Raw genomic sequence first — 11,558 nt, 5'->3', positions numbered from 1 at the left:
ACTTTTTGACAAGACAAAAAGTGAGCCGCCGTAAGGGCGGAAAGGTGATCATGCGCCACCCTAACTATTGAATACCAACTCAATATAAATGCCCACACTGATACTCAGAATTCAGATGTCAAAGTTCAAAGTTCAAAGTTCAAAGTTCAAAGTTCAAAGTTCAAAGTTCAAATCCCGCCGAGTTTGATTCAAAATCCGGGTGACTACTAAGCTAAGCGCCCGCCCACAAACCCCATTCCCACCTCCCATAAAGTCCCCACCGACAATACCCATTGACTGTACCACCCACCCCCTCCGCATAATCCCCAACCCACCCGGAGGCACCATGCACAAGACAATCCTGGTCCTGGTCGAAACCGTAGACACCTATCTACCCCTGTTGACCAACGCCGGCTACCACCTGATCCTCGCCCAAACCCCCGACCTGCGCGCCCAAGCCATCGAGCACAACGGCCCCCGCATCGACGCCGTCCTCACCCGCGGCCCCCTCGGCCTGACCGCCCAGGAAATCGACGCACTGCCCAACCTGCAGATCATCTGCGTCATCGGTGCCGGCTATGAGCAGGTCGACCTGCAAGCCGCCCATGCCCGCCACATCACCGTCACCAACGGCGCCGGCGCCAACGCTGACGCTGTGGCCGATCACGCCATGGCTATGCTCCTGGCCCTGCTGCGCAACATCCCACAAGCCGACGCCAGTACCCGGCGCGGCCAATGGCAGCGCGTGATCAGCCCATCGGTCACTGGCAAACGCCTGGGCATTCTGGGCATGGGCGCCGTTGGCCGAGCCATCGCCAAGCGCGCGCATCAAGGGTTCGACATGCCCGTAAGCTACTACAACCGTACACCACGTCCGGCATTGCCCTACACCGGCTACGACAGCGTCCTGGCCCTGGCCGGGGCAGTCGATATTCTCGTGGTCGCCACACCCGGCGGCGCCGATACACGCCACCTGGTGGATGCACAGGTGCTGCACGCACTCGGCCCCCAGGGCTACCTGGTCAACATCGCGCGGGCCAGCGTCGTCGATACCCAGGCGCTGACCCAGGCACTGCAGGGCGGGCAATTGGCCGGTGCGGCCCTGGACGTGTTCGATGAGGAACCTGACGTTCCCGACACCCTCAAGTCGCTGCCGAACACGGTATTGACGCCCCATGTCGCCGGACAATCGCCAGAAGCGGCAGAAGCCACGGTGACGTTGGTGCTGCGTAACCTCGATGCTTTTTTCGCCGGCAAGCCAGTGCTGACACCGGTGCTTCATTAAGCCCCATACTGCCAAATGCCTGCACAAGGGCAGGCAACAAGGAGCGCATCCATGCAACTTGAAATCTTCCAGGTCGACGCCTTCAGTGCCGAACCCTTCGGCGGCAACCCGGCTGCGGTCATCCCGCTCGATCACTGGCTACCCGATGCCGTGCTGCAGCGCATCGCCGAGGAAAACAACCTTTCCGAAACGGCGTATTTCGTACGCAACGGCGAGGCGTTCGACCTGCGCTGGTTCACGCCCACCGTGGAAGTGGACCTGTGCGGCCACGCCACGCTGGCCTCGGCCTACGTGCTGTTCGAACACCTCAATGAACCGGCGCAGGTGCTGCGCTTCAGTACCCGCAGCGGTGAACTGCGGGTAACTCGTCAAGCGGACGGCCTGCTGGCCATGGATTTCCCCGCTCGCCAACCAGAGGCCCAGCCCGTGCCAGCCGGTCTGTTGCAGGCGTTGGGCCTGCAACAGGCGCTGGCGGTATATCGCAGCGACGACTACGTGGTGGTGGTCGATGACCCTGGGTTGCTCGACACCCTCACGCCAGATTTTGTCGCGCTGGCCGGCTTTGACGTGCGCGGCATCGCCGTGACGGCGGCGGGGCGTGGGTTCGATTTCGTGACGCGCTGGTTCGGGCCACGCGTGGGGGTCAATGAAGACCCGGTGACCGGTTCGGCCCATACCTCGCTCGCACCGATCTGGGCACAACGGCTGGGCAAGCAGTCACTTGAGTGCGAGCAGGGCGGTGCGCGCAAGGGCCAGCTGCGCTGCGTGCTGCCGGGCAATGGCCGGGTGATCATCAGTGGGCGGGCGGCGTTGTTCATGCGCGGTACCGTCTACCTATAGGACGGCCCTGTCGTCACGGACAATGCGCGAGCCGACACCAAGGCTTGCCAAATCCGGGCAATGCTGCGAAAAGGACGGCATTTTCGTAGCGGCTGGAGCCTGCGCATGAACCAAGAACTGCAGATCATCGACCTGGTCGAGGGCGACGGCAAAGCGGCCGTCAAAGGTGCCCTGATCACTACCCAATACACCGGATGGCTGGCCGATGGCACCGAGTTCGACTCCTCCTGGTCACGCGGCAAGCCGTTTCAATGCGTGATCGGTACCGGGCGCGTTATCAAGGGGTGGGACCAGGGCATCATGGGCATGCGCGTTGGCGGCAAGCGCAAGCTGTTGGTGCCGGCGCACCTGGGCTACGGGGCGCGTAGCGTCGGATCTATTCCACCTGATTCGGACCTTGCGTTCGAAATCGAGCTGCTTGAAGTGCTGACGCGCGACGACTGACAGGATGGCCCCGTAATGCCCGTGCCAGACGCCTGGAACCCGGGCAGCGGGGAACAAATCGGGTTTTTGGCACTCTGAACCGAACCCGTCGTCAAGGAAGGCACTCACTGCAAAAGGCGCCCTGTGCCCGTCCGGGCGATGCGCGGGTGACCCGTTTGTCACACGAGCCTGCATTGATGAAGTTGATTCCACACCTGCATCGTCGCCGTCATTGGTTGCTGGGCCTGGCCCTGACCGCCGTAGGCGTACCGCTGGCGCTGGACGCCGTCGAGAGCCGCGCGCAACCGGTCGATGGCACCCAGACCCTGGTGTTTCTGCGCCATGCCGAAAAACCCGGTGAAGGCTTAGGCCAATTGAACTGCCAGGGCCTGAACCGTGCACTGGACCTGGCCACGGTTTTACCCGAACGTTTCGGCAAGGCCGATTACGTGTTTGCCGCCAACCCGTCCCGGCACGTGGAGGAGGGCGCCGATGATCAAAGCTACAGCTACCTGCGTCCGCTCATGACCATCAGCCCCAGTGCCATTCGCCTTGGCCTGCCGGTCAACATCGACTACAGCGCCAACGACACCGATGACCTGGCCGATGAGCTGCTCAGCAACAAGTACCGTAACGCGACCATCTATACCGCGTGGTCACACGGCTACCTGCCGGACCTGATCAATACCGTCGCGGAAAAAGCTGTCGGCAAGGAGCACGTCATCACCGAGGATTGGCAGGATGGTGATTTCGACACCCTCTATGTTCTGACCCTGAACTGGCACGATGGCAAGGCCAGCCTGCGCAGCCGTAACGTGCGTCAAGGGCTCGATGACGGTGAGCATAGCTGCCCGACCTGATCCGCTGGTACTGTTGAGCCAGGATGCTGAACAGGGATGAACGATGAAGCGGCAGGTGACGGTGATAGGGGGCGGCGTGGTCGGGCTGGCGACGGCCTATGCGCTGGTGCAGGAAGGCCATTGCGTAGAATTGATCGAGGCCCACGACACCTTGGGGGCAGCCACCAGCTTTGCCAATGGCGGTCAATTGTCCTACCGCTACGTCGCGCCACTGGCTGATGCGGGCGTGCCGTGGCAGGCGCTGGGGTGGTTGCTGCAGGGCGATTCCCCGCTGCGCCTGCGCCTGCGTCTGGACCCGGCGCAGTGGCGCTGGCTGTTGGCCTTTACCCTGGCATGTCGACGCGGCGTCAATCGGCGCAACGCCGCCGTCTTGCTTGACCTTGCCCTGCACAGCCAGGCGGTGTTGGCCCAGTGGCGCCAAGCCCAGGACCTCGGCGACTTTGCCTGGCGCCGCAATGGCAAGCTTGTAGCGTTTCGCAGCGAGTCCCAGTTCAAGCGCAGCCGTCTGCAACTGACCGATCCTGATCACCAGCAGGTACTGGGCGCTGCTGAGCTGCGGGCTCTGGATCCTGCGCTGCAAGAGTCGCCCTTCGTGGGTGGGGTATTCACCCCGGACGAGGAGGTGGGCGACTGCCATGCCTTCTGCCTGCGCCTGGCCGCCGCGCTGCAAGCCTCCGGCCAATGCCAGTTCCGGCTCGGTCAGCCGGTGACCCAGCTGCTTCACCGTGGGCATCAGGTGGTAGCGCTGCGCCTTGGCCACGAAGAACTGGCAGTCGATCAGTTGGTGCTGTGCGCCGGTTACCGCAGCGCTGCGCTGAAGTTGCCAAGCGTGAACATTCCGATCTATCCACTCAAAGGGTACAGCCTGACCGCGCCGCTAGTATCAGGGCAGCGTGCGCCTGAAATCAGCCTGACGGACTACGAGCGCAAGATCGTCTATGCCCGGCTGGATCGGCAACTGCGCGTTGCGGCCATGGTCGACATCGTGGGGCAAGACGAGGCGCTGGACAAACGCCGTTTGCAGAGCATGCGACGCCTGGCGCTGGAGACACTGCCCCACGCCGCCGATTATGCCTACGCGGTGGAGTGGGCCGGCATGCGACCGGCGACGCCCACCGGTGTGCCGATCATCGGCGCAACGCCTTATCGCAACCTTTGGCTCAACCTTGGTCATGGCGCGCTGGGCTTCACCCTGGCCTGCGGCAGTGGCCAGCGGCTGGCCAGAATGATCGGTTGAGCAGGCCCTGCGCAGGGTCGGTTGCCGATCCCGCGCAGGTTGCGCCGTGGTGCCCTAGCGGCCGAGCCGCATCGGCCAGCCTATGACCTTCTTTACCCGAGGGGTCGCGTAGGTGCGGACCTTGGACGTACTCAGACCCAGGCGCACCAGCGACTCGGCGATGGTCACCGCCGCGCTGACCCCATCGACCACCGGTACCCCGGTGCGTTGGCGGATCTGCTCGTCCAGCCCGGCCATGCCTCCGCATCCCAGGCAGATGACCTCGGCCTTGTCATCGCGTACGGCCCGTTCGGCCTGCTCGACGATGGCCTCGACAGCGCGCTGCGGATCGGCCTCGAGCTCCAGCACCGCCAGGCCGCTGGCGCGTACCGAGGCGCACCGATCGTAGAGCCCGGAGAGTTTGAGGCGGTCCTCGATCAAGGGCACGGTACGGTCCAGGGTGGTGACCACCGAGTAAGCGTGGCCCAGGTACATGGCGGTACTGGCGGCGGCATCGGTGATGTCCACCACCGGCACGTTCAGCAGCTCCTGCAAGCCTTCACGGCCGTGCTCGCCATAACCGGCCTGGATCACGGCATCATACGGACCCTCATAGGCCAGTACCCGATCCATCACGGCGATAGCGGCCAGGTAACTCTCGAAGTTGCCCTCCACCGATTCTGCGCCGAACCACGGCGTTAGGCCGATGATCTCGGTGCCCGGCGCCGCCACGGCGCGGGCCTGCTCGGCGATGGCCTCGGTGATGGCTTCGGTGGTGTTGACGTTGGCAATCAGGATTCGCATGGGCAGTCCTCCTTGTTCAGTGGCTGCTGTGGTCGACGGCGATGCATTCGCCGCTGACGTCGTGGTAATGACGGTTGCGCGGCGCGATCAACAGGTACAGGGCGGCGGCGATGCCAGCCCCGATCAGCCACGAGAAGGGCGCGACGCTGTGGAAGTTGGGGACCAGGGCCAGCACGATGGCCAGCAGGGCCGCCGGCACGAACGCCGCGACCGCGCGCAGGTTGATGCCCTTGGTGTAGTGATAAGCGCCGGCCGGGTCTTCGCTGTAGAGCTGCGGGACGTTGATGCAGCCTTTGCGCAGCAGCCAGTAGTCGGACATGATCACCCCGTACAACGGGCCCAGCAATGCACCCAGGCCGGAGAGGAAGTAGACGATCACCAAGGGGCTGTTGTACAGGTTCCACGGCAGGATCAGCACCGCCAGCGTGGCGCTGATCAGCCCCGCGCGGCGGAAGTTGAGGTGACGCGGTGCCAGGTTGCTGAGCACGAAGGCCGGCGCCACGAAGTTGGCCATGATATTGACCGCGACCGTGACGATCAGGAACGACAGACAGCCCAGCACCAGGAAGGTGGTGTTTGGAATGGCTGCCACGATCTGGGTGGGGCTATCGATGATCTGGCCGTTGATCTTGAATTGAGCGCCGCACAGCACGACGGTGATCACGGCAAACACCAGGATGTTCACCGGCAGGCCCCAGAAATTGCCGACGCGAATGGTCTTGCGGCACGGCGAGGAGCGGGCGAAGTCGCAGAAGTTGAGCACCAGCGTGCCGTAGATGGCCAGCCACAAGGCACCGCCGGCAAAAATGTTGCGCCACATCTCGTAACCACTCAGGGGCTCTGCCACCGACCAGGCGATGCGGGTGTCGGCCTTGAAGTACATGAATACCGCCAGCGCCGCGACCGTTACCAGGATGACAGGGCCTGCGAAGGCTTCGTAGCGACGCACCATCTCCATGCCGTAGGCGAGGATCACCAGCTGCACCAGCCAGATGGCCACGAAACAGGCCCAGCCCAGGCTGGAAAGGCCAAGGATGCTGTCGTGGTCATAGGCTGCCATTTGCGGCCAGATGGCGCTGAGCAGCACGCGCAGGACCACCGAGGCCAGGTAGGTCTGGATGCCAAACCAGGCGATGGCGATGACCGCACGTATCAGCGCCGGGATCTGCGCGCCGTGAATGCCGAAGGCGATGCGGCTGATGACCGGGAAGGGTACGCCGGTTTTCTGCCCCATGTAGCCCGATAGGTTCATGAAGAAGTACACCAGGGCCGCGCCAATGGCCAACGACAGAAGTATCTGCCAGCCGCCCAGGCCCAAGGCGAACAGGCCCATGGCAAATGAATAGTTGGCGATGTTGTGCACATCGTTGGTCCACAGCGCGAAGATGCTGTAACGGCCCCAGCGGCGTCCGGCGATGCGCGTGGGGGCCAGGTCTCGGTTGTGCAGGCGAGGGCTCAGTGCCATGTCCGGCATTGTGTCGGCCGGGGTTGGGTGGGTCTGGGTGCTGGCGACGGATAGTTCAGGGGCAAGGTTGAGGCTGCTACTCATTCCGGCGGGCTCCTGATGCACGTTGACTGCGATGAGCGGGCAGCGCACGGGCTCGCCATCTCGTCGGTGCAGCGTTGGCATCTCGGGTTCTGGGCGCGGCGGCCGACGGTCAATCGGCGTCGCGGGTTCTTGTGTATTTATGTTCGTTGAAACTTGTATACAAAACACAAGCACAGTAAAGCCAGTTCCATGCCAGCTTGAGTAAGCGACCACTAGGGTATTCATTCGGAAAGCGGATATATTGCGGTAACAAGCTGAAAAATCAGGTTTTTAAACTGACCATAAAGTCAATAATTGTTTGAATTCATGGGCTTAGTTGATCAGTTAGTCAGCATTCAATGAGCGCTTCATGTAACACATCGGGGCGTAATCGGTGTAAGTGCACACAAAAATGACACTTAAGGTGACATTAGTGTGTACAAAAAATAGACAAACCGAGATGGCGCCCCTTCGTGGCCTTGCCATGTAAAATACGACTCCGCTTACCGATGTGACCTGACATGACCTCTCCGATTGCCGCCCTCGAGCAGCATCTGCTTGCCGCCCTGAACCCCGCCCCTGAAGAAACCCGTCGTCTTTTCCACGGTCGTGGCCGTTGCTGGCCTGGTCTTGAGCAAATCACGGTGGACTGGCTTCAAGGCGTGTTGTCGGTCGCCTTGTTCCGTGAGCCCCCGGAAGGACAATTGGCAGAGCTTGAGGCGATGCTGTTGCGGCTGTCGCGCCTTGAGCAGTGGACAGGCCAGGCGATCCTGCTGCAACACCGTTACCTGCCCGACAGCCCCGGTCAATGGCTGGTGGGCGAGCCGTGTCAGCAACGTGAAGTGATCGAGGACGGGTTGACCTATCTGCTGGACCTGGGGGTACGCCAGAACAATGGCTTGTTCCTGGACATGCGCCTTGGTCGCCGGTGGGTGCGCGCCCAGGCCAAGGGGCAGCGCGTGCTGAACCTGTTTGCCTACACCTGTGGTTTTTCGGTGGCGGCGATTGCAGGTGGCGCCGAGCAGGTGGTGAACCTGGACATGGCCAAATCGGCACTGTCCCGAGGGCGCGATAACCACCGCCTTAACCAGCACGACCCGTCCCGGGTGGCCTACCTGGGCCATGAGCTGTTCAAGTCGTGGGGCAAGGTGCGCAAATACGGGCCTTACGATCTGATCATCATCGATCCGCCTACCTTCCAACGCGGTAGCTTCGTGCTGACCCAGGACTACGCGAAGATCCTGCGGCGCTTGCCTGAGCTGTTGAATGAAGGTGGGACGGTGTTGGCCTGTGTGAACGACCCGGGCATCGGGCCTGAGTTCTTGATCGAGGGCATGGCCGAGCACGCGCCCGGCCTTGCCTTCGTCGAACGCCTGCAGAACCCGCCGGAGTTTCCGGATGTGGATCCGGCTGGGGGGTTGAAGGCGTTGGTGTTTCGGTTGGGTTGATGGGGCGGGGCCACGCGGCGAAGCTCAAGCCCCCAGGCGCGTGCGCGGCTGACCCAGCTCAGCCCGCTTCACTGACCGGTATAAATCTGATCGAACACGCCCCCATCGTTGAAATGCGTTTTTTGCACGGTGCGCCAGTCACCAAAGGTCTTCTCGACCGAGAGGAATTCAACCTTGGGGAAACGGTCGGTGTACTTGGCCAACACAGTCGCATCGCGTGGGCGCAGGTAGTTCTGGGCGGCGAGTTCCTGGGCCGCCGGGGACCACAGGTATTTCAGGTATTCCTCGGCCACCGCCTGAGTGCCTTTGCGGGCGACGACTTTATCGACCACGCTCACCGGCGGCTCGGCTTCGGCCGACACGCTTGGGTAAACCACCTCGAACTGATCGCGACCGAATTCGCGGGCGATCATTTCGGCTTCGTTCTCGAACGTCACCAGCACATCGCCAATCTGGTTGGTCATGAACGTGGTGGTGGCGGCGCGACCACCGGTGTCGAGCACCGGCGCCTGCTTGAACAGCTTGCCGACGAACGCGCGCGCCTTGTTCTCGTCACCGCCTTGCTTGAGCACATAGCCCCACGCCGACAGGTAGGTGTAGCGGCCGTTACCCGAGGTCTTGGGGTTGGGTACGATGACCTGTACGCCATCCTTGAGCAGGTCGGGCCAGTCTTTCAATGCCTTGGGGTTGCCTTTGCGCACGATGAACACCGTGGCAGAGGTGAACGGTGCACTGTTGTTCGGCAGGCGCGTGACCCAGTTGTCAGGGATCAATTTGCCGTTGTCGACCAAGGCATTGATGTCGGTGGCCATGTTCATGGTGATCACGTCGGCCGGCAGGCCATCGATCACCGCGCGCGCCTGTTTGCTCGAGCCACCGAAGGACATCTGCACATTGACCTTCTCGTTATGCTCGGCCTCCCAGTGCTTCTGGAAGGCGGGGTTGTAATCCTTGTAGAAGTCACGCATCACGTCGTAGGAAACGTTCAGCAAGGTCGGGGCAGCGTGGGCCAGGGTGCCGAAGGCCAGGCTGGCGGCGGCCAGCGAGACGGTGAAGAACTTTTTCACGACGCATTCCTTATGGGTATGAATGTTGGGCAATGTGCCAGCGACTATAGCGTCTTGTTCTTCAGGTATTAAAGAATCAATGCGTCTTTGCTTATATGCGCTGGCCGGTTGGCGGTTCTGGCAGTTGTCCAGGGGCTTTGCCCACTTAATGACTCGCTCAGCCGTCAAGGTGAGCGAGCCCTTCAGATCGTCAGGGGCGCCTTAGTCAACCGGATTTCGGGAACAACGCATTGCCACACCGGGCACAAAACGCCGCGCCACTTTCATGGGATTTCTTGCTGCAGGTCGGGCAGGCGTGCTGCAGTTGTTCTCCACGCATGGCATTGGCGAGCTCGGCCGTAAAGATCCCGGTCGGCACCGCGATGATCGAGTAGCCGATGATCATCACCAGTGAAGAGAGCACCTGGCCCAATGGCGTTCTGGGCACGATATCGCCGAACCCGACCGTGGTCAGCGTGACGATGGCCCAGTAGATCCCCTTGGGAATGCTCGTGAAGCCATGTTCCGGGCCTTCGATCACATACATGAGGGTGCCGAACACGGTGACCAGCGTCGAGACGCTGACCAGAAACACGATGATCTTCTGCTTGCTGCCGCGCAGGGCATCGAGCAGGTAATTGGCCTGCTTGAGGTACGGGCTGAGCTTGAGCACACGGAAGATCCGCAACATGCGGATGACCCTCACGATCAGCAGGTACTGCGCGTCGCTGTAGTACAGCGCGATGATGCCCGGCACGATCGCCAGCAGATCCACCAGGCCGTAGAAGCTGAACGCGTAGCGCAAGGGCCGGGGCGAGCAGTACAAGCGTGTCAGGTATTCGCACAGGAAAATGGCGGTAAAGCCCCATTCGATCGCGGCCAGCAGGCCCCCGTACCCGCGATGCACCTCGTCGATGCTGTCCAGGATGACCGTGACCAGGCTGGCCAGGATGATCAGCAACAGGGTCTTGTCGAAGCGTCTTCCGGCCACGGTATCGCTCTGGAAGACGATCACGTAAAGCCGCTCGCGCAGGCTTGCAGGTTTGTTCATTGGCTCTGTCCATCGTGAAGTCGGCTGAGCCTATGGGGTGCCTTTCAGCTATGCAAGCGCCCCGGTGTCTGGCGTTTGCCAAGCTTCAGGTGAAGACCGAAGTGGATGAGCCAGCAGGCGGCGACGAAGGGTGCCGTGAGCGCCGGGACCGGCAGCCTGCTCAAAAGCGGCTGCAACGCCAGCGCCAGGCCAATGGCCAACAGCGTGACCCAGGGTTTTTCCCCTTGTCGGCTGAAGGCCAGGGCTGCCAGGGCTGCGTTGAATCCATACAGCCCCATCCATGCTGACTGCGCATCACCCACGAGCAGTGCCAGGCCTGCACCCGCGGCAGAGCCTATGACCGCCCAGAGACAGGCATACGGGTTGGCGATCAATAGGCCGACGATGATCAGCAGCCCGGCCAGGGGTTGATCGAGCAGGAAAATCTGCCCGACCCCTCTTGCCAGGGCACTCGCCAGGTCGGCCTCGACCACCACGGGTGCGCTAGCCGTCTGCACGAATAGCAACGTGCCCCAGCCCAGCAGTACGAAGGGCGCCGTGTAGGCGACCAGCAGCTTGCCCCCCCGCTTGCGCCATTGGTGGGTGATGATGCTGGACAGGCCGGCGGCAGCGATTACCAGCGGTGGCTGGATGATCGACCAAGGCAGCACAGCGCTGATCAACAAACCGATGAGCACGCCGTTGTAGCTGTACAGCCCAGCCTGTCGATCGGCGCGGTCGTAGCCGCGGGCCTGTGCCGTCAGCAGGCCTGCCAGCGCGCCAAGCAGCGCGCCGCCCAGCAGCGCCGGTGCGGTCAACAAGATCGCCAGCAGGCAGCATAGCCCGCACCAGGGGTTACGCAGCAACAGCACCTGGCTGAAGCCGTTTAGCAGCGCCGTGGCCCAGTCGGGGCACGGGTTTACGAAATTTTTGGTGTACATGGGGCAGTCAGTGAGGTGGATGGGAGGGCGGTGGGCCTCTTTGGGCCTCGATTGACCGCAGGTCTGGTACATCGGTGTTAGGGGAGGGCTGCGTCCTCCATTCCTGGGGCAAGCCCGCTCCCACAAGGTCTGCGCTGTGCCATGGAGTGGCGCGCATC

The 11,558-nt window shown here is 62.3% G+C and carries 11 protein-coding genes; 6 read left to right on the top strand and 5 right to left on the bottom strand.

The annotated features are described in order from the left end of the window. The first annotated feature begins 325 nt into the window (after positions 1 to 325). From ACF8GB_RS03180 to ACF8GB_RS03160, 5 genes are all read left to right on the top strand, one after another. Positions 326 to 1,264 carry a 2-hydroxyacid dehydrogenase gene (locus ACF8GB_RS03180; protein WP_078478873.1) on the top strand — a complete coding sequence of 313 codons (939 nt, stop codon included), beginning with the start codon at positions 326 to 328 and terminating at the stop codon, positions 1,262 to 1,264. 51 nt (positions 1,265 to 1,315) lie between these two features. Then, a complete protein-coding gene (locus ACF8GB_RS03175) occupies positions 1,316 to 2,104 on the top strand; it encodes a PhzF family phenazine biosynthesis protein (protein WP_196186250.1) in 789 nt (262 codons plus the stop codon). Between the two features lie 105 nt (positions 2,105 to 2,209). After that, positions 2,210 to 2,548 carry an FKBP-type peptidyl-prolyl cis-trans isomerase gene (locus tag ACF8GB_RS03170; protein WP_027915980.1) on the top strand — a complete coding sequence of 113 codons (339 nt, stop codon included), beginning with the start codon at positions 2,210 to 2,212 and terminating at the stop codon, positions 2,546 to 2,548. Between the two features lie 176 nt (positions 2,549 to 2,724). After that, positions 2,725 to 3,387, top strand: a complete 663-nt coding sequence (locus tag ACF8GB_RS03165; RefSeq protein WP_058639835.1) for a hypothetical protein — start codon at positions 2,725 to 2,727, stop codon at positions 3,385 to 3,387. A 43-nt stretch (positions 3,388 to 3,430) separates the two neighbouring features. After that, positions 3,431 to 4,624, top strand: coding sequence for a D-amino acid dehydrogenase (locus ACF8GB_RS03160; protein ID WP_392526525.1), 1,194 nt, complete (start codon positions 3,431 to 3,433; stop codon positions 4,622 to 4,624). Between the two features lie 54 nt (positions 4,625 to 4,678). Here the strand turns inward: ACF8GB_RS03160 and ACF8GB_RS03155 are convergent, their stop codons facing one another. Both ACF8GB_RS03155 and ACF8GB_RS03150 read right to left on the bottom strand, forming a co-directional pair. Then, on the bottom strand, positions 4,679 to 5,407 hold the full coding sequence (locus tag ACF8GB_RS03155; RefSeq protein ID WP_058605966.1) for an aspartate/glutamate racemase family protein: 729 nt from the start codon (positions 5,405 to 5,407) through the stop codon (positions 4,679 to 4,681). 16 nt (positions 5,408 to 5,423) lie between these two features. After that, the gene (locus ACF8GB_RS03150; protein WP_058639838.1) at positions 5,424 to 6,956 is read right to left on the bottom strand and encodes an NCS1 family nucleobase:cation symporter-1; all 1,533 of its coding nucleotides are present in this window, start codon (positions 6,954 to 6,956) and stop codon (positions 5,424 to 5,426) included. Positions 6,957 to 7,456: 500 nt separating this feature from the next. On the opposite strand from ACF8GB_RS03150, the gene ACF8GB_RS03145 reads away from it, so the two are divergent. Then, a complete protein-coding gene (locus ACF8GB_RS03145; protein ID WP_196141639.1) occupies positions 7,457 to 8,383 on the top strand; it encodes a class I SAM-dependent methyltransferase in 927 nt (308 codons plus the stop codon). A 68-nt stretch (positions 8,384 to 8,451) separates the two neighbouring features. Here the strand turns inward: ACF8GB_RS03145 and ACF8GB_RS03140 are convergent, their stop codons facing one another. From ACF8GB_RS03140 to ACF8GB_RS03130, 3 genes are all read right to left on the bottom strand, one after another. Continuing rightward, on the bottom strand, positions 8,452 to 9,450 hold the full coding sequence (locus ACF8GB_RS03140) for a sulfate ABC transporter substrate-binding protein (protein WP_058605969.1): 999 nt from the start codon (positions 9,448 to 9,450) through the stop codon (positions 8,452 to 8,454). 205 nt (positions 9,451 to 9,655) lie between these two features. Further along, a complete protein-coding gene (locus tag ACF8GB_RS03135; RefSeq protein WP_058605970.1) occupies positions 9,656 to 10,480 on the bottom strand; it encodes an ion transporter in 825 nt (274 codons plus the stop codon). 44 nt (positions 10,481 to 10,524) lie between these two features. Further along, positions 10,525 to 11,400 (bottom strand): urea transporter, encoded by an 876-nt coding sequence (locus ACF8GB_RS03130; protein WP_197844518.1) that lies wholly within the window; start codon positions 11,398 to 11,400, stop codon positions 10,525 to 10,527. Positions 11,401 to 11,558 lie beyond the last annotated feature (158 nt).

Source organism: Pseudomonas sp. xss_4 (assembly GCF_043104125.1).
Lineage (GTDB): Bacteria > Pseudomonadota > Gammaproteobacteria > Pseudomonadales > Pseudomonadaceae > Aquipseudomonas > Aquipseudomonas parafulva_B.
The sequence above is the reverse complement of the archived record's forward strand: the minus strand, read 5'-3'. Positions and strand labels throughout refer to the sequence as shown.